The sequence below is a fragment of the Bradyrhizobium sp. USDA 4341 genome, assembly GCF_054063755.1.
In genome coordinates, this window is sequence record NZ_JBSSGO010000002.1 from 5,010,522 (window position 1) to 5,033,265 (window position 22,744).

Sequence of the window (22,744 nt, forward strand, 5' to 3'; positions counted from 1 at the left end):
TTTCAGCAATTCGAGACTCCGCCATGCTACCCGAAGCCAAACTCGACGTCCTGCTCGCCCATCACGCCTCGCTCGAGGCCGAGCTGCTCGGCCAGGTCAACTCCGAGCGCTATGTTGCGATCACGCGCGAGCTCGCCGAGCTCAATCCGCTGATCGATGCGGTGAAGCTCTATCGCTCCGCCCGGTCGGAACTCGCCGACGCCGAGGCGTTGCTGGCGGATGCGGGGACTGACGCCGAGATGCGCAGCATGGCGGAAGCGGAGATGGAAACGCTGCAGGCGCGCATCGGCGAGCTCGAACAGGGGATCCGGATCGCGCTGTTGCCGAAGGACGCGATGGACGACCGCAACGTGGTGCTCGAAATCCGCGCCGGCACCGGCGGCGACGAGGCCTCGCTGTTCGCTGGCGACCTGTTCCGGATGTATGAGCGCTTCGCGGCCTTGCAGGGCTGGAAGGTCGAGGTGATCTCGGCGAGCGAAGGCACCGTCGGCGGCTACAAGGAAATCATCGCCGAGGTGCAGGGCCGCGGCGCCTTCGCCAAGTTGAAATTCGAGTCCGGCGTGCACCGCGTGCAGCGCGTGCCCGACACCGAGACGCAGGGCCGCATCCACACCTCGGCCGCCACGGTCGCCGTGCTGCCCGAGGTCGAGGACGTCGACGTCGACATCAAGGACACCGACTTAAGGATCGAGACCATGCGCGCCGGCGGCGCCGGCGGCCAGCACGTCAACAAGACCGAGTCCGCGATCCGCATCACCCATCTGCCGACCGGCATCGTGGTGATGATGCAGGACAGCCGCTCGCAGCATAAAAACCGGGCGTCGGCGATGAACATCCTGCGCTCGCGCATCTACGACGCGGAACGCCAGCGCGTCGATGCCGCGCGCTCCGCCGACCGCAAGGAGAAGGTCGGCTCCGGCGACCGCTCGGAGCGGATCCGCACCTATAATTTCCCGCAAGGGAGAGTCACCGACCACCGCATCAACCTGACGCTCTACAAGCTGCCGCAGGTGATCGCGGGCGAGGCGCTCGGCGAACTGATCGATGCGCTGACCACCGAGCACCAGGCCGCGCAGCTCGCGGCCCAGGGCGCGGCGGCGTGAACCGATCCGGTTGCTGGCTCCATTGATCGTCGTCGTCCCTGCGAAAGCAGGGACCCATAACCACAGGGCGTCATTGTTGATCCCGATATCGACCCCGACTGCCCAGATCGAAGGGCCGCGGCGTATGGGTCCCCGCTTTCGCGGGGACGACGGGCGGTTGGTGTTGCGCGAGGACACCGCGTGATGGCGCCTGTGGTCAACGCAACCGTCGAGACGGCCCGCCGCGCACTTGCCGCGCGGCTGCAATCGGCCGGCAACGATTCCGCCGAACTCGATGCACGGCTGCTGGTCGGCGCGGCGCTTCGCCTCGATCTGACCGGCATGGTCACGGGAGCGAAACGTACGCTGACCCAGGACGAAGCGGATCGCCTCGAGGGCCTGGCGCGGCGCCGCCTCGCCGGCGAACCGGTCGCGCGCATTCTCGGCATCAAGGAATTTTGGGGACTGCCGCTGCATCTGACCGCCGCGACGCTGGTGCCGCGCCCCGACACCGAGACCGTGGTCGCGCGCGCGCTCGAACTGCTGCACGCCGACGGCACGGCCGAGCGCGCGCTGCGGATCGCCGATCTCGGCACCGGTTCGGGCGCGATCCTGCTGGCGCTGCTCTCGGAACTGCCCCACGCGCACGGCTTCGCCACCGACATCTCGGCGGAGGCGCTGCAGACGGCGAGCCAGAACGCCGCCGAGCTCGGACTTAGCCAGCGCGCGACATGGGTCGCGTGCGACTATGGCAGCGCGCTGACCGGCGCGTTCGACCTGATCGTGTCCAATCCGCCCTACATCCCCTCGGCCGACATCGCCGGTCTCGACATCGAGGTGCGCGCGCACGATCCCCGCGCGGCGCTCGATGGCGGCGCCGACGGGCTCGACGCCTACCGCGCGCTGATTTCGCAGTCTGCGGGTCTTTTGACCTCGGGTGGATTTCTGGTTGTGGAAGTCGGACAGGGCCAGAGCGGCGACGTTGAAGCGCTGATGACGGCTTCCGGGTTATCCCCAACGGGGCCGCCCAAGGCCGATCTCGGGGGCGTTCCGAGGGCCGTTTCAGCCCGCCGGCTGCCCCGATAAAGTCCTATTGGAACGCAAAAAAACCTCTTGGAATATCCCCCGGGAACGACTACGTTCCGCCCACAACATCGGTGCTGGCCCCGTAACCGTTACGGGTGATGACCAGGGTTCAGCAGAGCCCGCCGATCGAAAGGTTCCAGGAACGCAGGTCTCATTGAGCGCAATAGCCGAAGCTGTGCTGCTCTCGACCGCCAAGCGAACGAAAGCCTGTTATTGCGCTTGAACACTTACGCACGAGAACTGGGCCTGTCTCAACGGGCGGAATGATTTTGTCGCTGGCGCGTTTGGCCGGCGGCGGTTGGGGAACGCGTCTTTGCTGAACGCGACTTTGCTGAACGAGATGGTCGGCGACATCGATGCCACTTCGAACGGTATTGCGATTCCGTGCGCCTAGGCGCGCGCCGAATCGGACTCTGGGAATTGGAATCTGGGAATCGGACTTCTGAGAAATCGGACTGTGGACTGCAATAACTTCAGGGCTGGAATAAAAGGCGACAGATGAGAAACGGTCAGAACAACAAGCGGATGCGCAACCGGAATAACAACAACAATAACAACAACAATAATAACCGGCGCGGCCAGAATCCCCTGACACGGGTGTACGAATCGAACGGACCCGACATCAAGATCCGCGGCACGGCCTCCCACGTGGCCGAGAAATACGTCCAGCTTGCGCGCGATGCACGCTCCTCCGGCGATCCGGTGGCAGCCGAGAACTACTACCAGCACGCTGAGCACTACTACCGGATCATCGCGACCGCGCAGGAGCAATTCCGGCAGAATCAGCAGCCTCCGCGCCCCGACGCCGAGGTGACGCAGACCGAAGACGGCGACGACGACAGCGACGGCTATTCGAGCTTCGGCCAGGAGCCGGGCTTCGTGCCGCAGCAGCAACAGCCGTTCATGCGCGACAACGGCCAGCAGCCCTACCAGCAGCCGCGGGAGCATCGCGAGCGTGACCAGCCGCCGCGCGAGCAGCAGCCGCGTGAGCACCGCGAACGCGAGCATCGTCCGCAGCCGCAGTATCAACCGCTACCGCAGAACCAGCCGCAGCCGGTGCTGGCCGATGCCGGCGGCGTCGATCGCCTGCCCTCGTTCATCACCGGCGGCACGCAGCCGCAGGTCAACGGTGGCCCCTATGAAGCCAACAATGGCGGCGCAGAACGCGGCGAACGGAGCGAGCGCTTTCCGCGCCGTCGCCGCCGTCCGCACGGCCCGCGCCCCGACATGGCAGCGCAGCCGGCGCCGAGCGACGACTTCAATCCGGGCAACGAGTAACGCAACTGTGCCGCCACCCTCCCCTGGAGGGGGAGGGTCGGCTCACACGAAGCGCAGCGAAACGTGAGACGGGGTGGGGTGATCTCTCAACACGGGCACAGCCCGATCGGAGAGACTGTCACCCCACCCCGCTGCGCTTTATGCGCAACGACCCCAGAGCGAGCTTCGCTCGTCTCGACCCCTCCAGGGGAGGGTGAATTATCCGTGTCACGTCGTTTCACGACTCCGCGTGACTGGATTTGCGCGTCGCCGTCGAGGACGGCACCAGCACCGGACGCAATGACGGGATCAGTTGCGTGCGTTCGCGGCGCGCCGGGATCGCGCGATAGACCTGCTTGCTTGCTTCCACGATATGCACACCGGCGAACGGCATCGACAGCGCCGCGCCGACCCGCTCCCACGCCATCGCCGAGCGCAAGAACCAGCTGCCCTGCACCGGCGGCATGAACAGCGCCTCACCCCATGACGCCGGCGTGAACCAGGTCTGCCGCAACAGCTGGGTGATCTGCGCCCGCGAATAGGGCCGGCCATGGCCGAACGGCGTGGCATCGGTGCGGGTCCAGACGCCGCGCCTGTTCGGGATGATCGCGATCAGCCGCCCCGACGGCGACAGCACCCGCCACACCTCGCGCAGCAGCCGCTCCGGATCGTCGGACATCTCCAGCGCATGCACCAGCAGCACGCGGTCGACCGCCGCATCCGGCAACGGCATCGAGAATTCGTCGATCAGGGTCGCCAGCGCAGGCCGGCCGGTCGGCCATTTCAGCACGCCCTGGGCCGCCGGCATGAAGGCAATGCAGCGCTCGCAGGTATCACGGAACAGGCCGAGGTAAGGTGTCGGATAGCCGAGCCCGAGCACGCGCTGGCCTTCCGCATTCGGCCACCGCGCACGGATGCCACGGTTGATCAGCTGCCGCGCCACGATGCCGAGGCGCTGCGAATAGAAGTCGCGGAGGTCGATGACGTCCATGATCCCAGCCTAACATGCCCGTTACAGCCGGGGAGCGCCGAAATTTGCGTTGCCGCCGGAGCGTTAACGCCATATTTCACCCCTATATTGGGCGCGGTAAGAGCATGATCCGGAAACGGCGACGCCGGCTTTTCGAAAAGACCATGCTCTGAAATGTCCGTCCCGTTTGTTCGTGGAGATATCATGACCGCCGAAATTCGCACCTTCAGCTGCCTCACCGACAATTTCGGGTACCTGATCCACGATCCCGCCACCAAGGCGACGGCATCGATCGACGCGCCGGAGGCCGGCCCGATCATCAAGGCGCTCGAGCACGAAGGCTGGACGCTGACCGACATCCTGATCACCCATCACCATGGCGACCATGTCGGTGGCGTCGCCGAGCTGAAGCAGAAGTACGGCTGCCGCGTCGTCGCCCCGCACGACCAGTCGGCCAAGATCGCCAATGTCGATCTGCGCGCCGCCAATGCCGACGTCATCAAGGTCGGCAGCCTGCTCGCGCGCGTGGTCGAGACCCCCGGCCATACGCTCGACCACATCTCCTATGTGTTCGACGGCGAGAAGGCGGTGTTCGCCGCCGACACGCTGTTCTCGATCGGATGCGGCCGGGTGTTCGAAGGCACCTATCCCATGATGTGGGATTCGCTTCTGAAGCTGCGTTCGCTGCCGGACGATTTCCGTCTGTATTGCGGCCATGAATACACCGCCTCCAACGTGAAGTTCGCGCTCACCATCGAGGGCGACAATCCGCATTTGCAGGCCCGCGCCGAGGAAGTGACGAAGCTGCGCGCCGAGAACAAGCCGACGATCCCCGTGCTGCTGGGTGACGAGAAGAAGGCCAACGTGTTCCTGCGCGCCGACGAGCCTTCGGTCGCAGCCAAGCTGCACATGAAGGGCGCCGACCCGGCGCTGGTGTTCGGCGAGCTCCGCGAGCGCAAGAACAAGTCGTGATGGCCGACCTCTCGGCTGCCGACATCATCGCGCGGCTCGCGCTGCAGCCGCATCCCGAAGGCGGGCATTATCGCGAGACGTTTCGCGACGAGCGCTGCGACGCCAGTGGACGCGCGCATTCGACCGCGATCTACTTCCTGCTCGCGCGCGGCGAGCGCTCGCACTGGCACCGCATCGACGCTGTCGAGATGTGGCACTATTACGCGGGCGCGCCGCTGACGCTAGAGATCGCGCAGGACGGCGGCCTGCCGCATGCGATCACGCTCGGGCCGGATGTCGCGAACGGCGAGCAGCCACAGGCGGTCGTGCCGGCAGGCGCCTGGCAGGCCGCGGCAAGCGGCGGCGACTGGACGCTGGTCGGCTGCACCGTCGCGCCGGGATTTGAGTTTGCGAAGTTCGAGATGGCAAAGCCCGATTGGTTCCCCGGCAACTGAAAAAAGCTACTCGGGAATCGGGTGGGTAAGTGGGCACCAAGCCATTAGCTCTAGGCTTCACATGAGGAAGCCAGCATGCTCAGCACCATCGATATCACACGTACTGCGGAATCGCGGAGCATTGAGCCGGCCATACTCTATTTCGGGACACCCGTCGTTCTGATTGGCTCGACCAATGAAGACGGCTCGCCCAATCTGGCGCCGATGTCGTCGGCATGGTGGGTTGGCTGGCGATGCATGCTTGGCCTCGCAAGCAATTCCAAGACCACCGAGAACATGATCCGCACCGGCGAATGCGTGCTCAATCTCCCATCGGTCGATCTTGTCGATGCCGTCAATGCTCTGGCGCGCACCACCGGCTCGAACCCCGTGCCGGCAGGAAAGATCAAGCGCGGTTATCGGCACGAACGGGACAAGTTCGACATCAGCGGCTTGACGCGATTGCACGGCGAGACCGTCGCCGCCCCGCGCGCCGCCGAGTGCCCGGTACAGATTGAAGCGAAGGTCGCCCACGTCCACCGAATGGCGCAGGAGGACGAGGTCTGGCGCGGCAATCTCATGGCAATCGAGGTGCGCGTGACCCGCGTGCACGCTCATCCGGGAATTTTGATGGACGGCCAAACCGACCGCATCGATCCCGACAAATGGCGACCGCTGATCATGAGTTTTCAGCAGTTCTATGGCCTGTCGCCCCAGAAGCTGAAGCATTCCGTGCTCGGGCAAATTCCGGAAGGCGCTTACAAGCCGCCTGGCTGGCGGCCAGCCGTCTAGCGTTTCCAGACCATGTCTTTCGCCGCGATCAGACCGCCACCGGCGATCAGGATCGCGGCGATCGCGATGTTGGCGCTGGGCTTGGCAAAGCCCGCGAGGATCAAAAACGCGGTCGAGAGCAACGGCGTGGCATAGGATGCGGCGCCGAGCACGCGGATGTCACCGCGCTTCATGCCGATGTCCCAGGCAAAGAACGCAGCGCCGACCGGACCGATGCCGAGTGCGATCACCGCGAGCCATTGCAGCGGTGTCGCGGGCCACACGGTGGTTTCCACCATCATGTGCACCAGCGCGGCGAGCACGGCGGTGGCCAGGCAGAAGCCCGCCACCGCGTCGGTCGGCACCGCCCTGAGCCGGCGCGACAACACCGAATAGGCGGCCCAGACGAACGCCGCGACGAAGGCCGCCGCGAAGCCTGGAATCTGCGCTCGTGTGAAGGCGCCGGTGTTGCCGGCGAACAGCAGCACGGTGCCGGCGAGGCCAAGCAGCGCGCCGATGATGTGATGGATCGCAAGCCGCTCGCCCGGCAGCAACGAAGAGAACAGCACGATCAGCAGCGGCCAGAGATAGTTGAGCAGGCCGGCCTCGGCCGGGGGCGCGAAACGCAGCGCGAGGAAATACAGCGCGTGATAGCCGAACAGCCCGCCGACGCCGACGAGCCAGGCAATCGGCGACTGCTTCAGTGCGCTGAACGCTGCGGGACGGAAGAGAAAGCTTGCGAACGCGACCGCGGCGCCGATCGCAAACGTCATGGCGGCGAGCTGGAACGCGGGGATCGCCCCGGTCGCGACCGTCATGACCGACAGCAGCGACCACATCAGGATGGCGGTCAGTCCGACAAGGGTGGCAGTTCGGGTCGTCATCTGAATTCAATCCGTCGCGGCCGGGCCAGCCACGTCTCTGTCTCTGCTTCGCGCCTCGCGGTTGTAACGACGAAAATGCCCGGCACAAGGCCGGGCATCACGACTTGATTGGGAACGTCTGCGACGCGACGACGCTTCTCGCGTCAGGCGTGATACTGGCCGCCGTTGATGGTCAGCGTCGAGCCGGTAATGAAGCCCGCCTCGTCAGCCGCGAGGAAGACCACGGCGCGCGCGATCTCCTCGGGTTCGCCGAGCCGGTTGACCGGAATCTGCGGGATCACGTTCTTCTCGAGCACGTCCTTCGGCACCGCCTGCACCATCTCGGTGTTGATGTAGCCCGGGCAGATCACGTTGACGGTGATGCCGCCCTTGGCGTTCTCCAGCGCGAGCGCCTTGGTGAAGCCGATATCGCCGGCCTTCGCCGCGGAGTAGTTGACCTGGCCGAACTGGCCCTTCTGGCCGTTGATCGAGGAGATCGAGATGACGCGACCGAACTTGCGGGCGCGCATGCCCTCGATCACCTGGCGCGTCATGTTGAACAGCGAGCCGAGGTTGGTGTTGATCACGGCATTCCACTGCTCCAGCGTCATCTTGTGAAATGCGGTGTCCTTGGTGATACCGGCATTGTTGACGAGCACGTCGACCGGACCGAGATCGGCCTCGACCTGCTTCACACCGGCCGCGCAGGCGTCGAACGATGCGACGTCCCACTTGTAGACCGGGATGCCGCTCTCCGCCTTGAACTTCTCCGCCGCGGCGTCATTGCCGGCGTAGCTTGCCGCCACCTTGTAGCCCGCCGCTTTCATCGCCTTGCTGATTGCAGCTCCAATGCCCCGCGTTCCGCCCGTCACCAATGCAACACGTGCCATGTCCGTCTCCTCCTTGGCCGTCTTTTATAACCGGATCACTCCGGTCTTCGCACTCACTCAACAAAGCGCGATGAGATTAGGCTGAACCGCCATCGCGCTTTAGCTCCCTTTTTTGAGCATGATCTTTTCGGAAAACCGATTCACACTTTTCCGGATCATGCTCTCGAAACAAAAATGCCCGGCGCAAAGCCGGGCATCTTTTCTATCAGCTCGCGCCGTGGTTGACAGATGATCTTTTCATCACCTAACCGACCTCGCTGCCTCTTGTTCAGTCGCGTGCAACGCACATAGCAATGCCCATGCCGCCGCCGATGCAGAGCGTCGCGAGGCCCTTCTTGGCATCGCGCTTCTGCATTTCGTGCAGCAGCGTCACCAGCACGCGGGCGCCCGACGCGCCGACCGGATGGCCGATCGCGATCGCGCCGCCATTGACGTTGACCTTGGCCGGATCCCAGCCGAGGTCCTTGTTGACGGCGCAGGCCTGCGCGGCGAACGCCTCGTTGGCCTCGATCAGGTCGAGATCGGCGATGTTCCAGCCGGCCCTCTTCAACGCGGTGCGCGAGGCCGGGATCGGCCCGGTGCCCATGATCTTGGGGTCGACGCCGGCCTGGCCCCACGAGACGATGCGGGCGAGCACCTTCTTGCCCTGCTTGGCAGCTTCCTTGGCGGTCATCAGGACGACGGCGGCGGCGCCGTCATTGATGCCCGAGGCGTTGCCGGCGGTCACGGTGCCGTCCTTCTCGAAGGCGGCACGGAGCTTGGCCATCGCGTCGATCGTGGCGCCATGGCGCGGATACTCGTCGGTGTCGACCACGATATCGCCCTTGCGGGATTTGATGGTGACCGGGACGATCTCGTCCTTGAACCTGCCGGCCTTCTGCGCCGCCTCGGCCTTGTTCTGCGAACCGACCGCGAACTCGTCCTGCTGCGAGCGGGTGATCTGGTACTGCTTGGCGACGTTCTCGGCCGTGTTGCCCATGTGGTAGCCGTTGAAGGCATCCCACAGGCCGTCCTTGATCATGGTGTCGATCAGCTCGAGGCCGCCCATCTTGACGCCGCCGCGCAGATATTGCGCGTGCGGGGCCATGCTCATGGATTCCTGGCCACCCGCGACCACGATCGAGGAATCGCCGTTGAGCAGCGCCTGGTAGCCGAGCGCCACCGTGCGCAGGCCCGAGCCGCAGAGCTGGTTGACGCCCCAAGCCGGGCTTTCCACCGGAATGCCGGCCGCGATCGAGGCCTGACGGGCCGGATTCTGGCCCTGCGCCGCCGTGAGGATCTGGCCCATGATGACTTCGGAGACCTGACCACCCTCGACGCCGGCACGCTCCAGCGCCGCCTTGATGGCGATCGCGCCGAGGTCGTGGGCCGGCGTTGTGGCGAACGCGCCGTTGAAGCTACCGACCGGGGTGCGGGCGGCGCTGACGATGACGACATCGTCTGACATGGACATCTCCTATGGGTTGTAGCTGGGTTTCTCGACGGCGGGCGGCCGGTTTGGCGGGCCTGTCTCTTGATGACTATCCTGTAAACCTCGTCGAGACATGTCAATCGCGCTGAGGCGCAAATTGCGCCGCGACGCACTCAAAATGACGCTCTTGGCACTTTCCTGAGCAATACCTTTGCTTTGGGATTAACCGTGCAGCACAAAACGGTAGCCGAACGGCTTTGAAAATGCTTACCTTTGCTGCGATGCGTTGCATTTAGCCCAGCGGCGATGCTGCCGGGTTCCAGGTCCTTCGGTGTTGAAGTGTGAGCCCATGGCAAAATCTGAACAACCGACCACGATCAAGAAATACGCGAACCGGCGGCTCTATAATACCGGTACGAGCACCTATGTGACGCTCGAGGATCTCGCGGCGATGGTGAAGGAAGGCGAGGACTTCCTCGTCTATGACGCCAAGACCGGCGACGACATCACCCGCTCCGTGCTCGCGCAAATCATCTTCGAACAGGAAAACAAGGCCGGGCAGAACCTGCTGCCGACCACCTTCCTGCGCCAGCTGATCCGCTTCTATGGCGACAGCATGCAGATGGTGGTGCCGAAATATCTCGAGCAGTCGATCGATCAGCTGACCCGGGAACAGGAAAGATTCCGCAAGCAGATCGCGGGCGCCCTGAGCGGTACGCCGTTTGCCCCCCTGGAAGAACAGGTCCGCCGCAACATGGAGCTGTTCCAGCAGACCTTCTCGATGTTCAAGCCGTTCGTGCCGCAGCGCGGCGGCACTGAAGCCGAGAAGGTGCCGGAGCCCGCGGCCGACGACGGCAACATCGACGACCTTCGCCGCCAGATGAAGGACATGCAGGAACGCCTCGAGCGCATGTCACAGCCGACGAAGAAGGACGAGTAGGTCTCGTTCTTGCGCGCTACTCACCCCATCGTCGTCCCGGCGAATGCCGGGACCCAACCACTAATGCTTGTTGATTGAACGAGGCGTCTGCCAGGTCGCCTCATTGAGAAGCCGCGGCGTATGGGTCCCGGCTTTCGCCGGGACGACACCGTTAATTTGGCGAACAGATCAGCCCGCAGCCGGCACAACCTTCTCCGCCGAAGCGTTCCACGGCCGGTCCGGTGAGGCGAGGCCGATCAGGCGGCCCTGGATGAAGTCGCAGCCCCATTCGCGCAGCATCACGGCGGCTTCTTCGTCCTGCACCCATTCGGCGACGGTCTTGATTTCAAGGCGGCGCGCGAGATCGATCAGCGTCTGCACGAAGGCACGGTCGTCGGCCGAACGAACGATGTTCTGCACGAAGGCGCCGTCGATTTTGACAATATCGACGCCAAGCTTGCGCAGGTTTCGGAACGAGGTGTAGCCGGCGCCGAAATCGTCGATCGCGATCCGGCTGCCGAAATTCTTCAGCCGCGTGACAAAGCCGCGGACGTCGTCGATATCCTGGATCGCAACCGTCTCGGTGATCTCGACGATCAGCCGCTCGCCGACGCCGGGATGCGCGTGCATCAGCGATTCGATAGTGGCCCACCAGTCCGGATCCATCGTGGTGTCCGGCGAGATGTTGAGGCTGAGCTGGACGCCAGGGGCGGAGGCGAGCTCGGCAATCGCAAGCTCCAGCACGCGATGATCGACCATCCGGATCAGGCCGAGCCGCTCGGCGACCGGCACGATATCGGGGGCGAGCAGCGCCCTGCCGTCCTCCTGCTCCATGCGGACCAGGCACTCGTAGAACGAAGGCTGCCGCGAACGCGCATCGACCACCGGCTCGAAGCCGATCACGATGCGGCGCTCGTTCAGCGCGGTGACGATCTCGTCGGTGACGCGGATATTGACGCGGCGCTGGGCATCGCGCTCGACATTCGGCTTCCACAGCGCGAACGATCCGGCGCGGCGGCTCTTGGCGGCGTCCAGTGTCTCCTGGGCGCGATTGACCGCCTCCTCGGCCGACTTCGCATGGCGCGGGATGGTGACGGCGCCGATCGAGACCGTCACCGACACCGGGCCAGATCTGGTCGGCACCACCTCGTCGCGCACCGCGGCGAGGAAGCGCTCGGCGGCGACGTTGGTGTCGTCGACGGTGCAGTTGCGCAGGATCAGCCCGAACTTGTTGCCGGAGAAGCGGCCGAGCATGTCGCCGCTGCGCAGCCGGGCACGAATCCGTTTCGCCACCTCGGCGATGACGGCGTCCGCAACATCGAAGCCGAAGGCATCGTTGACCCGCGCCAGATGATCGATGCCGATCAGCATGAAGGCACATGAGGTGCGGAAGCGCGCGCACTCCTCGATGGACTCGGCGAGCGAGGCGATCAGATGGGTGCGGTTGAGCTCGTTGGTCAGCGGATCGTGCCGCGACAGCTTCACGAGCTGCTCGTCGCGGGCGTGCCGCTCATTGTTGATGCGAACGACGCCCTGCACGCGCGCCGGCCTGCCGTCGGCGCCGGCAAACCAGCAGCCGGTCTCCTCGATCCAGATCAACGGCGCTGAGGTGACAGCCCGCACGCCGTACTCGATCCGGTAGGGAACGCCCTCCCCGCTCCGCGCCGTTCCAGTCTGGCCGAGCGCATCCGATCGAACCGAGCGCATTGGCTCGATCAGCTTTGCAAGCTCGCCGCCGCTCGCAAGCGCAGCGACCGGAATGTCCGGGAAGACCGTCGCCACATTGTCGCTCCAGGCAATCGCGTCGGTCGCCAGGTCCCAGGCGAATGTCGCTTGGCCGAGCGAGGCGAGGATGCTGGCAGCTGGCGGGACAGGGGGCATCGAACATGTCTCGATTTGGGACGGCACCCGGTGATTCTATACACCCTCAAGATAGTGGTTCCGGCGAATCCAACGCTAGGAGAACTTGATAAATAATCTGGAAACCACGTTTTCGACTGCCGCGGAACGAACTGGGGATGGCGGGCATGACCCTTGCCATGAGGGTGTTGCGGAGGGACGCAACGTCCCAGACTATGACGCTCCAACGGGTCGCAGGCGATGCGCGATATCGATCAATCAGAGGTCCTGGACGGCGAGTTCACAGACACTGCCGGGGCGACCGGCACGGCTCTGGTGCCGCTGGCCGCGACCACCCATTGGGCGCCCAAGATCCCGCTGGCGCATGCCGATCCGTCGTTTGTGGCCCATCTGATCGCCACCGCCGCCCACGAGCCGCAGACGCGCGGACAACGGCGTGGGTCATTGGCCGACGCGCAGAGCGCCTACGGCCCGCATGTCGACGAACGCCGCAGCGTCGCGCGGCGGACCAGGCAAATCATCTAGGAAGATCAAGCGCCGGACTGCGATCAATGGGCCTTGACGGGCCGGTTGCCGTGGCTGTCCTGCGGCACGCCGCGGCGCAGCGACATATGGGAATGGATGCCGAGCCAGCGTCCGTCGGCCTGACGCGCGAGAATGATCGTCGCCCGCCCCGGCCGATCGAAGCGGCTGCCGTCCGCATGGAAGCCGGTGCTCGTCCACGGCGTGATCACCGTCGCCATGCCGCCGTCGGCGCTGATCAGCACCTGCGCATGCGCGAGATCGAAGGCGAAATCCGCGGTGCGGGGCCAGACATTGTCCCATTGCATCTCGGTCCAGCGCGCACGGCCGTGGATGAGCTCCTGATAGGTGCCGAACGAGATGATGTCCGAATGCCAGAACGGACGGGCGGCAGCATAGTCGACCGCCCTGACGCAGGCGGCGAACCGTTCGAGCCAGTCGAAGATCGATTGAGTGGTCGTTGAATCGGCGATCGGAAGGGCCGTTTCTCCGCTCATGATCGTCCTCGAAAAGGGTCTAGCGCTGCGGCGTGTCCGACGGTGGCTGGCCGCCCGGCTGCAAATCCGGCGAATTGACCGTGGGCTTTGGCGTGGACTGATCGAGCAGCACGGATTCGGCAACTGATGTCGCTGGCGGGACCGGCGCGGCGGGCGCCGGTGTGACGACAGGCGCCGGCTCGGGCCGTGGCGGGGCAGGCTCTGCCGCAGGCGCGGGCCGTGGCGTCTCGACCGCTGCGGGCTGCGGCTTGCTGACCGGCGCCGGCGCTGCCGGCGCGACCACCGCACGGCGGCGGGTGCGCAGCGCAATTCCGGAAATGAAATCGACCAGCGCCAGCAGCGTCAGCAGGCAATAGGTCGAGTTGCCGAATTTCGGCCAGAGCACGAATTCGGCGGCCGCCGCGCCGAACACGATCAGCGACAGCAGATGGTCGGTGAGATACTTCGCGCCGGGGCGCGCGCCCTTGATGACCTCGAGCAGCAACAGCATCACGCCGGCGGCAAGCAGCATGTCACTGAGCGTGATCTGCCACTGCTCGCCCGACAGCAATGTCAGCCTGATCAGCGGGTCCGTGAAGGACACGCCGGGCATCAGGAAGGCGATGATGTTGTAGACCGCGAGCGGAACCAGCAGCAGCGGAAAACCGACCATCGGGGCTTGCGCCTTATTCAGGGAGAACCAGCAATGCGGCGATGCTCATTGGCCTCGCCGCCGACGCGCCCGTCTTGGCCGCACTCGTTGGCCGAATTCAGGCGCAGCGCCGTCTTGATTGGAGGATGATCTCCGCGCAAACGCTTTTGGCGTTTGTCGCGAGGGAAAACCGCTACGCGCTTTTCCGGATCATGCTCCTGCCTGCGGCGCGACAGCCGAAGGTCCGATCAGGACTCTTTCTTGGCCTTCAGGACCTGGCGGCCCTTGTACATGCCGGTCTTCAGGTCGAGGTGGTGCGGACGGCGCAGTTCGCCGGAGTCCTTGTCCTCGACATAGGTCGGGGTCTTGATCGCATCGGCCGAACGGCGCATGCCACGGCGCGACGGCGAGGTTTTTCTTCTGGGAACGGCCATGACGGTGTCCTCTAGGGTGTTGCGGAAGCATCGTCCGAAATGCGGACGGGCTCAGCGCTTCGAAGCGCAAGCTGCGATGCCGGTAAGGCCGCGCTTATAGTGGAAGGGACCGCGTAAATCTAGGCCCGGAGACAGCAAAATCCGCTCGAAATCGCGCTCAAGAGCCGCGATTTTCGCGCCAGCAACGCGTCACGGTGTTGGCCCGGGCCATATAGGTGCCGGACAGCCTGCGGACCCCCGGACCCGGGTTCCGGGCGTTCCTTTTGACCGGATTCGGCAGGATCGCCGCCAAAAGCGCCGCCTCCCGGGGTGACAGCTCTGCCGCCGACCGGCCGAAGGCATATTGGGCACCGGCTTCGGCCCCAACCTGCCCGGACGGCCCCATTTCCGCGATGTTGAGGTAGATTTCGAGGATCCGCTGCTTGGGCAGCACGAAATCGATCCAGAGCGCCAGCGGCAGTTCCAGCCCCTTGCGGATCACGCTGCGGCCGGACCACAGGAACAGGTTCTTGGCCACCTGCTGGGTGATGGTCGAGCCGCCGCGGGCTGCCTCACCATCCCCGGCGTCGTCGATCACCTCGCGCAGCGCCCCCCAATCGACGCCCCGGTGCTTGCAGAAATGGGCGTCCTCCGAGCCGACCACGGACCGCGGCAGTGAGGGCGACATGGCGCCGAAATCGATCCAATGCCGCGTCACCGGGGCCCCTCGCAGGGTCCGCCACGCCATCAGGGCCGAAACTGGCTGACCGGTGCGGTAGAACGGCGTCACCAGGTAGGGCAGCAACAGCAGGGCCAGCAAAAGCAGCAATAAAATCCGGACAATGCGCAAAGCTGGGGTTTCCGGGGAGGACCTTTCCAGGGAGGATTTCGGACCCGCCCGCCAGAACACGGCCGGCGCCATCAGACGTCTGTGGGATAATTCACGGTTTTTCCAGCACTTTTAAGGCGCGATCCGTCGCAGGGCGGGAATTGACGAAGCCGATCCCATCAACGATTGTCCGGCCGAAAATCGATCTGGAGCAATTCTTAATGACGACCGGTACTGCAGAGTTTTCCAAGCGGCTGGACCAGACCGCGGAGGATACCGAAGCCCTGCTCGCCAAACTGCTGTCCGATGCGACCGAGAGCGACGAGATCGTGCGCCCGAAGCGGCTGATCGAGGCGATGCGCTATTCGAGCCTCGGCGGCGGCAAGCGGCTGCGGCCGTTCCTTGCGGTCGAGAGCGCCGCGGTGTTCGGCATCCCGCGCGAATCCGCCCTGCTGGTGGGCGCAGCGCTTGAATGCATCCACTGCTATTCGCTGATCCACGACGATCTGCCCGCGATGGACAATTCCGATCTGCGCCGCGGCCGCCCGACCCTGCACAAGGCCTATGACGACGCCACCGCGATCCTCGCCGGCGACGCGCTGCTGACGATTGCCTTCGACATCATCACCCGCGATGCGATCCACAAGGACGCCCAGGTGCGCCTGCTCTTGACCCGCGCGCTGGCGCGCGCCTCCGGCGTCGGCGGCATGGCCGGCGGCCAGATCCTCGACCTCGCCGGCGAAGGCCGCTTCGGCGACCGCGAACCGGTCGACGTCGCGCGCCTGCAGCAGATGAAGACCGGCGCGCTGCTCCGCTTCGGCTGCATCGCCGGTGCGATCCTCGGCCAGTCCTCGCAGAAGGAATACCAGGCGCTCGACGATTACGGCAAAGCGCTCGGCGAAGCCTTCCAGATCGCCGACGATCTGCTCGACGTCGAGGGCGACGCCGCCGCACTCGGCAAGCCGGCCGGCGCCGACGCCGTGCTCGGCAAGACCACCTTCGTCACCCAGCTCGGCATCGACGGCGCCAAGCAGCGCGTGCGCGACCTGCTGGCGCGCGCCGACGCCGCGCTGTCGGTGTTCGGGAACCGGGGCGACGTGCTGCGCGCAGCCGCCCGTTTCGTCGCCGAGCGCAAGAACTAGATCATGATGCGAATCGCATTCATGATCTAATCTCCTTGTCCGAGCATGATCTCCGCGCAAACGCTACGCGTTTGTCGCGAGGGAAAACCGGGCTCCACTTTTCCGGATCATGCTCTAACCGAAAGCAAAGCGCGAAATGAGCAAGGAGATCGACGACCGCCTTGTTCGCTTCCGCAAACTGCCGATGCCGGTCCGCGTGGTGGTGGGCCGGCCGCGGACCTTCGTCTCGATCGCGGTCGGCATCGCCGTCGCGCTGCTGATCCCCGGCTCGACGCGCCTCGTCACCCGCATGCTGGCCGGCTGGGACGCTTTCGCCGCGCTCTATCTCGCGCTCGCCTATGTGATGATGCTGCGCTGTGGCGTCGCCCACATCAAGCGCAGCGCCATATTGCAGGACGATGGCCGTTTCCTGATCCTGCTGCTGACCGCGTTCGGCGCGCTGGCAAGCCTCCTGGCCATCGTATTCGAACTCGGCGCATCCAAGGGCAGCCCGGCCGGACTGGCGGTGGCAATCGTCACCATCACGCTGTCATGGACGGCGGTCCACACCGCGTTCGCGCTGCACTACGCCCACGAGTTCTACCGCGGCAAGACGCCCGGCGGATTGCAATTCCCGAGCGGCGATGAGCATGCCGACGCCGATTACTGGGACTTCGTCTATTTCTCGTTCGTGATCGGCATGACCGCGCAGGTCTCCGACGTCGGCATCACCGACAAGATCATCCGCCGCACCGCGACCGTGCACGGCATCATCTCGTTCGTGTTCAACACGGCGCTGCTGGCCCTGATGGTGAATATCGCCGCGAGCGCGATCTAGCTGCCGCACGCTAATTGCAGACCTCGACATTGCCGACGTTGCCGCCGGGGCCGCCGCCGCCGCGATACTCGAGATGGCAGCCATGCCTGACCGGACGGCACAGATACGCATCGCACATGATCTGACCGCTGCCGCCGCCTTCCGCCCTGGCACGGCCCTGCGGGCGCGGAATTTCCGCGGACGGGACCTGTGGCTCGCGCTGCGGACGGAATGCGCGTTCGCGGTCACGGCGCGACGGTCGCTCGTCGCTGTCGCGCTTGGCGACCGGCTTCCGCTCACGCCGCTTCTCGCATTCATTGTCGTCGTTGAGGAACGAGCCCTCGGCGCACACGATCCTGCTGCAGCGATCGCCGTCAGCCTTGTAGCCGTGCTCGCAGACCAGCGGACAGACGCGGGACTGCTTCAGCTTGACGGCATCGAGGGTGTCGACACTGGCAGTCTTGATGTCGAGCTTGGTGCCGGCATAGCGGTTGAACAGCGTCAGCGAGCGCTGCGAGGCTGCGTTCCAGTCGCCGTCGACGGTGCCGCTCAGGCAGCCGACGCGGCGCAATTCGGCCTGCACCGATTTGACCACGTCCACCTCGGGTGACCCGGTGGCCAATGCGGCCACGGTCGTGGTCTTCTCGGGAGCAGCCGGCGGAGCCGGCGATGCGGCCGCAGCCTGCGTTGCCGCTTGATCGGGAGCCGCCTTGTTCGTCGCGGCACGATCGGCCAGCGCGGCATCCGCCTGCCGCTTCTGCTCGGCGGCCGAGGCCTGTTCCTGTGCGACCTGCTTGGCCCGTTCCGCGGCAAGACGCGCCGCTTCGGCAGCCTTCGCGTCGGCCTCGGCCTTGACCTGCTGCGCCTTCTGCGCGCCCTCGGCGGCGAGCCGGGCGCGCTCCTGCTCGGCCAGACGCGCCTTCTCGGTGGCTGCCACGCGCGCGTCCTCGGCGGTGAACTTCTCCAGCTGCAATCTGGCGAGACTGGCGTAGTAGCCGCTGGGATATTGGGCAAGGAAGGCGTTCATCGCACTCTTGTTGCCGATCTGCAGCGCCAGCTCGTAATCGCGACGTGCCTCCGACTGCGGCGTCGGTGCGGGCGCTGTGGGCGCGGCAGCAGCAGCGGCGGCGGGCGCCGGTTTGGCCGGTGCCGGCACCAGCGGCACGTCCTCGCCGCCGAGCGAGCCATAGACGAACGGCTCCTGGCGGTTATTCGTGGTCTTCAGCACCTCGTCGCGGACATAACCGAAGGCGCGGCGGACATCGAGACCGGGGGTCGGCAGGAACTTCGACAGCGCGATCGTGAACGGGCTGTTCTTGCCGTCGCCGTCGGCCGCGGTCGAGCCGGCTTTCGCCGAATAGGCGATCAGCACGTTCGGGCTGGTCGGCTCGACCTTGGCGAGCCCCTGCCCGATCGCCCGGGTCGCCAGCGTCCGCTTCATGGTCTTGGCAAACGGATTGTCGCGGCAGGCATCGAGGATCACCAGCCGCAGTCGCCTAGCCGGCTCGATCGCGACCAGGATGCGGTCGAGCGAAAACGCCTCGTCATAGACGTCGGTATCGCGCTCCAGCCGGGCGTCGACCGGGATCAGGTAATTGGCGCCGTCGACCTCGATGCCGTGGCCGGCGTAATAGACCAGCGCGATATCGGCATCGCGGGCGAGGTCGGCGAATTCGCGCAGCGCGCGGCGGGTTTCGACGGCCGGGAGGTCCTTGCGGAAGTCGACCACGTCGAAGCCGGCATTCTTCAACGTCGCGGCCATCACCGAGGCGTCGTTGACCGGATTGGCCAGCGGCGCGGTGTTCCGATAGGCCGAGTTGCCAAGCACCAGCGCCACGCGCTTCTCGGCGAAAGCGGGCTGGCAGGCGATCAGCAGCAAGGCCGCGACGGCGAGCAGCAACCGTTTCAAGTTCAAGAGCCCAGACCCGTTCATGGCGACACTCTGGCCGTTTTCTAGAGCCCCGTTCCGATTGAATCGGAACGAAGCTCTAGTTTCTTGTTTGACGCGTTTTCTTCACGCGAACCGGTATCCACTTCGCTCGAAAACGCTCTAGCATGCAGGTCCGTTTACCAGAAGCAGCCGGGGTGCTTTGTGAGACGCCTCACGATCCGCGACGGCGTGGACCATACCATCCTGACTGTTAGTCGACGAAACAGACCGCCGGTTCGGATTTGGCTGGTCACGCGATTTCGTGCACGATCGCGGCAACAAGAACAGAAGCACGGAGGACATGATGCAGGGCACAAGCGCGGCGGTTCCATCCGCCAGGGCCGGCAGGGTCCGCAGCATGGCACGAGCCCTCCTCGCCCTCGCGCTGTTGGCCGGCTGCGCCGCGGGCTGCGGCCTGGTCGATGCCGTATTCGACGGCTTCAAGCACGCCAGGACCGTGGAGCAAGATCTCCTTGCCACGATCGGGGTCAAGCCGGCGGTTGGGTTCAACTGGCACAATGGCCGGCTCACGTCCGTGACCGTCACCTTCCCCAGCCTGCTGCAGGACAAGCCGTTGCAGGAACTCGCCGACGCCGCGCGTAGCGCGGTCGGGAAGGAGTTCAAGCAACGCGCCGACAACGTCGTGCTCGCCTTCGCGTTGGGACCGTCCACGACCGTTGCCGCGCAAGCTGAGCAAGCCCAAGACAAGAACTGATATCGCGCGGATTTATTCCCCGCCTTGCGTGACGTGCTCCTGATATTGCGGCAGGTCGTCCAGTATCTCGTACCAGGGCGCCTTCGAGCCGACGAAGATATGCGCGGTCGGCCGGATCGTCGGCGCATCGCGCAGCGTACCCATCGTGACATGGACATAGGCGCCGTTACGGACGCGCGAATAGAGCAGCGACCCGCAGCGGCCGCAATGCGCGTCGTGGGTGAGCTCGTCGCCGTAGATCAAAAGTCCCGCGGCGCCGCTGGTGACGGTGAATTTCTCGCGCGCGATGCCTGCGAACGGCTTGAACGCCGACCCCGTGGTGCGCCGGCAGTTCGAGCAGTGACAATTCAGCGCATAGCCGAACGCGTCGGCCACTTCATAGCGCACGTCGCGGCAGAAGCATTCGCCGGTCAGGATCGTTTCGTTCGAGCTTGCGTTCGAATTTTCAGATGCGGTCACAACTCACTCCTCACGCGGAATTTTATCGCCGGCCATGGCGCAATCTGGCGGTTCATGGCTAAATCCTGGAGCCCTTTCCGTTCCGATTGAATCGGAACGGAGGCTCTCGATTCTTGTTTGACGCGTTTTCTTCACGCGAACCGGTACCCACTTCGCTCGAAAACGCTCTAGTAGACCAAAACCCTGCCGGGAGGACCACCCAATGAGCCAAGAAAGAACCCAAGAACGATCCAGCGTCGAAAGCGTCGTGCAAACCTATTTCGACGGCCTATACGAGAGCAATGCCGACAAGCTCGCGACGGCCTTTCATCCCAGTGCCGACCTGCGCTGGGTGGACAAGGGCGAGCTGAAGGTCCTCAGCGTGCCGGACTGGCTCGCTTTGGTGCGCAAGCGGCCGTCGGCGAAGGCCGAAGGCAAGCCGCGCGAGGACTTCATCGTCACCATCGACCGCTCCGACGACAACACCGCCTTCATCAAGGTGCGTTGCCAGCTGCCGCCGCGCTATTTCACCGACTACCTCGTCGCAATGAAGCTCGCCGACGGCTGGCAGATCGTCTCGAAGTCCTACCGCTACGATCAGCGGGACTGACCGGGCGGCCCACCGCATCCCTGCGACGGCTTTATGACACGCCCCGGCGGTCCGGCTCCGGCCGGACCGCATTGACTGGCGCTGGTTTCCGGGCGAATTGAGCCCAGTATGGAAGCCAAGTTTCAGATCTTTCTCACTCTGCTCGGCGTGCTGGCGGGAACCGCCCTGGTTGCCCGGCGGACCGACATCGCGCCGGCGATCCTGCTCCTGCTGGTCGGCATCGTGCTCGCCTTCGTGCCGGGCATGCCGTCGCTGGAACTGCCGCCCGAGCTCGTGCTTCTGGTGGTGCTGCCGCCGCTGATCTATTCGGCGAGCGTCGCGATGAGCTGGCGCGAGTTCAAGGCCAATCTGCGGCCGATCATCCTGCTCTCGGTCGGCTGCGTGATCTTCACCGCCTTCATGGTCGCGGCCGCGACCCACTATCTGATCGGGCTGCCCTGGAGCATCGGATTCCTGCTCGGGGCGATCGTTGCGCCGCCGGACGTGGTCGCGCCGCTCGCGATCGCGCGCAAGCTCGGCATGCCCCGTCGGATCCTTGTCGTGCTCGAGGGCGAAGGGCTCGCCAATGACGCGACGGCGTTGATCCTCTACCGCTTCGCGCTCGCCGCCATCACCACCGGGCTGTTCTCGCTGCCGAAGGCGACCGGCACGTTCCTCGTCATCGTTGCCGGCGAGATCGCGTTCGGCACGGCGGTGGGCTGGCTCAGCCTGCGCGCCCGCCGCCGCGCCAGGGATCCGCAGGTCGAGATCACGCTGTCGCTGATCACGCCCTATCTCGCCTACTGGATCCCCGAGCATTTCGGCGGCAGCGGCGTGATCGCCACCGTCGCCTGCGGCCTCTATATGAGCTGGAACGGACCGCTGCTGATCTCGGCCGCGACGCGCCTGCAGGGCATCTTCTTCTGGGACTTGATCATCTATCTGATCGAGGGCCTGCTGTTCCTCCTGACCGGCTTCCAGATGCGCTCGCTGTACGAGAAGTCGAAGGCGTTCCCACTGCACGACATCCTGACCGCCACCGCGCTGGTCGCCGTCATCGTGATCGTCGCGCGCTTCCTCTGGGTATTTCCCGGCACCTATCTGCCGCGCTGGATCAGCGCCCGCGTGCGCGAGCGCGATCCGCTGCCGTCGTGGCGGGCGGTGTTCGTGGTCGCCTTCACCGGCGTGCGCGGCGCGGTCTCGCTCGCCGCGGCACTTGCGCTGCCGTTGACATTGCCCGGCGGCGAGGCCTTCCCGTATCGCGACCTGATCCTGTTCGTCGCCTTCGGCGTGATCTTCGTGACACTGGTCGGGCTCGGCCTCGGATTGCCGCCGGTGGTGCGCGTGCTCGGCCTCGCCAAGGACGGCCGCAGCGAGCATATCGCCGAGCACGAGCAGGAAATCGAGGCGCGGCGCGAGGCGCTGAACGCCGCGCTGAAATCGCTCGACGCCATCACCGACGACCGCGAGCTCTCCGACGAAGTGATCAAGCTGCTGCGGTCACGACACGAAATCCGCATCAACCAGCTGCCTGATACGCTCGACCCCGACAAGCACGACGTCTCCGCCGCCGGCACCGCACTGACGCGGGAGCTGATCTCGTCCGAGCGCAAGTTCATCCACATGCTGCTGCGCGACGGCAAGATCACCGACGAGACCAGACGGCGCATCGAGCGCGATCTGGATCTCGAGGAGGCCAGCCTCTCCAACCGGGAGTATCGCAGGATACCGTTGTAGCCCCGATGTCG

At 65.2% G+C, this 22,744-nt stretch carries 24 protein-coding genes; 13 read left to right on the top strand and 11 right to left on the bottom strand.

Features of this window, described 5'->3' with window-relative positions:
• Positions 1-23: 23 nt before the first annotated feature.
• The 3 genes from prfA (at position 24) to ACVIGB_RS29760 (ending at position 3,446) form a co-directional block, all read left to right on the top strand.
• Positions 24-1,103 (top strand): peptide chain release factor 1, encoded by a 1,080-nt coding sequence (prfA, locus tag ACVIGB_RS29750; protein ID WP_456719973.1) that lies wholly within the window; start codon positions 24-26, stop codon positions 1,101-1,103.
• A 183-nt stretch (positions 1,104-1,286) separates the two neighbouring features.
• Entirely contained in the window at positions 1,287-2,168 is an 882-nt protein-coding gene (prmC, locus tag ACVIGB_RS29755) for a peptide chain release factor N(5)-glutamine methyltransferase (protein ID WP_456719972.1), read from the top strand.
• Between the two features lie 498 nt (positions 2,169-2,666).
• Positions 2,667-3,446, top strand: coding sequence for a DUF4167 domain-containing protein (locus ACVIGB_RS29760; RefSeq protein ID WP_456719971.1), 780 nt, complete (start codon positions 2,667-2,669; stop codon positions 3,444-3,446).
• A 217-nt stretch (positions 3,447-3,663) separates the two neighbouring features.
• On the opposite strand, the gene ACVIGB_RS29765 is transcribed toward ACVIGB_RS29760, so the two are convergent.
• Positions 3,664-4,416 carry a class I SAM-dependent methyltransferase gene (locus ACVIGB_RS29765; RefSeq protein ID WP_176528500.1) on the bottom strand — a complete coding sequence of 251 codons (753 nt, stop codon included), beginning with the start codon at positions 4,414-4,416 and terminating at the stop codon, positions 3,664-3,666.
• A gap of 183 nt (positions 4,417-4,599) precedes the next feature.
• Here ACVIGB_RS29765 and gloB point away from each other — a divergent pair, with 183 nt between their 5' ends.
• From gloB to ACVIGB_RS29780, 3 genes are all read left to right on the top strand, one after another.
• Positions 4,600-5,367: a hydroxyacylglutathione hydrolase gene (gene gloB / locus ACVIGB_RS29770; RefSeq protein ID WP_420968143.1), complete on the top strand. Its 768-nt coding sequence runs from the start codon at positions 4,600-4,602 to the stop codon at positions 5,365-5,367.
• Entirely contained in the window at positions 5,367-5,801 is a 435-nt protein-coding gene (locus ACVIGB_RS29775; protein ID WP_092120215.1) for a cupin domain-containing protein, read from the top strand. Before gloB ends, ACVIGB_RS29775 begins: the two co-directional genes overlap by 1 nt.
• A 75-nt stretch (positions 5,802-5,876) precedes the next feature.
• Positions 5,877-6,572, top strand: coding sequence for a flavin reductase family protein (locus ACVIGB_RS29780; protein WP_456719970.1), 696 nt, complete (start codon positions 5,877-5,879; stop codon positions 6,570-6,572).
• On the opposite strand, the gene yddG is transcribed toward ACVIGB_RS29780, so the two are convergent.
• The 3 genes from yddG to ACVIGB_RS29795 form a co-directional block, all read right to left on the bottom strand.
• Entirely contained in the window at positions 6,569-7,435 is an 867-nt protein-coding gene (yddG, locus tag ACVIGB_RS29785; RefSeq protein ID WP_456719969.1) for an aromatic amino acid exporter YddG, read from the bottom strand. The genes ACVIGB_RS29780 and yddG overlap by 4 nt on opposite strands.
• 143 nt (positions 7,436-7,578) lie before the next feature.
• The gene (phbB, locus tag ACVIGB_RS29790) at positions 7,579-8,304 is read right to left on the bottom strand and encodes an acetoacetyl-CoA reductase (protein ID WP_092120223.1); all 726 of its coding nucleotides are present in this window, start codon (positions 8,302-8,304) and stop codon (positions 7,579-7,581) included.
• 268 nt (positions 8,305-8,572) lie between these two features.
• Positions 8,573-9,751, bottom strand: a complete 1,179-nt coding sequence (locus ACVIGB_RS29795; RefSeq protein WP_092120225.1) for an acetyl-CoA C-acetyltransferase — start codon at positions 9,749-9,751, stop codon at positions 8,573-8,575.
• A 313-nt stretch (positions 9,752-10,064) separates the two neighbouring features.
• Here ACVIGB_RS29795 and phaR point away from each other — a divergent pair, with 313 nt between their 5' ends.
• Positions 10,065-10,655, top strand: a complete 591-nt coding sequence (phaR, locus tag ACVIGB_RS29800) for a polyhydroxyalkanoate synthesis repressor PhaR (protein ID WP_092120227.1) — start codon at positions 10,065-10,067, stop codon at positions 10,653-10,655.
• 168 nt (positions 10,656-10,823) lie between these two features.
• Here the strand turns inward: phaR and ACVIGB_RS29805 are convergent, their stop codons facing one another.
• Positions 10,824-12,515 carry a putative bifunctional diguanylate cyclase/phosphodiesterase gene (locus ACVIGB_RS29805; protein WP_456719968.1) on the bottom strand — a complete coding sequence of 564 codons (1,692 nt, stop codon included), beginning with the start codon at positions 12,513-12,515 and terminating at the stop codon, positions 10,824-10,826.
• A 219-nt stretch (positions 12,516-12,734) separates the two neighbouring features.
• Here ACVIGB_RS29805 and ACVIGB_RS29810 point away from each other — a divergent pair, with 219 nt between their 5' ends.
• Positions 12,735-13,019 (top strand): hypothetical protein, encoded by a 285-nt coding sequence (locus ACVIGB_RS29810; RefSeq protein ID WP_456719967.1) that lies wholly within the window; start codon positions 12,735-12,737, stop codon positions 13,017-13,019.
• Positions 13,020-13,042: 23 nt separating this feature from the next.
• On the opposite strand, the gene ACVIGB_RS29815 is transcribed toward ACVIGB_RS29810, so the two are convergent.
• The 4 genes from ACVIGB_RS29815 to mtgA form a co-directional block, all read right to left on the bottom strand.
• Positions 13,043-13,513 carry a YybH family protein gene (locus ACVIGB_RS29815; RefSeq protein WP_092120233.1) on the bottom strand — a complete coding sequence of 157 codons (471 nt, stop codon included), beginning with the start codon at positions 13,511-13,513 and terminating at the stop codon, positions 13,043-13,045.
• Between the two features lie 19 nt (positions 13,514-13,532).
• Positions 13,533-14,165 carry a hypothetical protein gene (locus tag ACVIGB_RS29820; protein WP_456719966.1) on the bottom strand — a complete coding sequence of 211 codons (633 nt, stop codon included), beginning with the start codon at positions 14,163-14,165 and terminating at the stop codon, positions 13,533-13,535.
• A gap of 227 nt (positions 14,166-14,392) precedes the next feature.
• Positions 14,393-14,578: a 50S ribosomal protein L32 gene (rpmF, locus tag ACVIGB_RS29825; RefSeq protein WP_021077536.1), complete on the bottom strand. Its 186-nt coding sequence runs from the start codon at positions 14,576-14,578 to the stop codon at positions 14,393-14,395.
• Positions 14,579-14,735: 157 nt separating this feature from the next.
• A complete protein-coding gene (gene mtgA / locus ACVIGB_RS29830; RefSeq protein ID WP_456719965.1) occupies positions 14,736-15,479 on the bottom strand; it encodes a monofunctional biosynthetic peptidoglycan transglycosylase in 744 nt (247 codons plus the stop codon).
• A 128-nt stretch (positions 15,480-15,607) separates the two neighbouring features.
• On the opposite strand from mtgA, the gene ACVIGB_RS29835 reads away from it, so the two are divergent.
• On the top strand, positions 15,608-16,528 hold the full coding sequence (locus tag ACVIGB_RS29835) for a polyprenyl synthetase family protein (RefSeq protein ID WP_456719964.1): 921 nt from the start codon (positions 15,608-15,610) through the stop codon (positions 16,526-16,528).
• A 136-nt stretch (positions 16,529-16,664) separates the two neighbouring features.
• On the top strand, positions 16,665-17,345 hold the full coding sequence (locus ACVIGB_RS29840; protein WP_456719963.1) for a DUF1345 domain-containing protein: 681 nt from the start codon (positions 16,665-16,667) through the stop codon (positions 17,343-17,345).
• Between the two features lie 10 nt (positions 17,346-17,355).
• Here ACVIGB_RS29840 and ACVIGB_RS29845 read toward each other — a convergent pair whose 3' ends face one another.
• Positions 17,356-19,257: a caspase family protein gene (locus ACVIGB_RS29845; RefSeq protein ID WP_456719962.1), complete on the bottom strand. Its 1,902-nt coding sequence runs from the start codon at positions 19,255-19,257 to the stop codon at positions 17,356-17,358.
• 355 nt (positions 19,258-19,612) lie between these two features.
• Here ACVIGB_RS29845 and ACVIGB_RS29850 point away from each other — a divergent pair, with 355 nt between their 5' ends.
• On the top strand, positions 19,613-19,969 hold the full coding sequence (locus ACVIGB_RS29850) for a hypothetical protein (protein WP_456719961.1): 357 nt from the start codon (positions 19,613-19,615) through the stop codon (positions 19,967-19,969).
• A gap of 12 nt (positions 19,970-19,981) precedes the next feature.
• On the opposite strand, the gene ACVIGB_RS29855 is transcribed toward ACVIGB_RS29850, so the two are convergent.
• On the bottom strand, positions 19,982-20,428 hold the full coding sequence (locus ACVIGB_RS29855; RefSeq protein WP_456719960.1) for a GFA family protein: 447 nt from the start codon (positions 20,426-20,428) through the stop codon (positions 19,982-19,984).
• A 202-nt stretch (positions 20,429-20,630) separates the two neighbouring features.
• Between ACVIGB_RS29855 and ACVIGB_RS29860 the strand changes: the two genes are divergently transcribed.
• Positions 20,631-21,017 (top strand): nuclear transport factor 2 family protein, encoded by a 387-nt coding sequence (locus tag ACVIGB_RS29860; RefSeq protein WP_092120249.1) that lies wholly within the window; start codon positions 20,631-20,633, stop codon positions 21,015-21,017.
• A gap of 108 nt (positions 21,018-21,125) precedes the next feature.
• On the top strand, positions 21,126-22,733 hold the full coding sequence (locus tag ACVIGB_RS29865; RefSeq protein ID WP_092120252.1) for a Na+/H+ antiporter: 1,608 nt from the start codon (positions 21,126-21,128) through the stop codon (positions 22,731-22,733).
• Positions 22,734-22,744 lie beyond the last annotated feature (11 nt).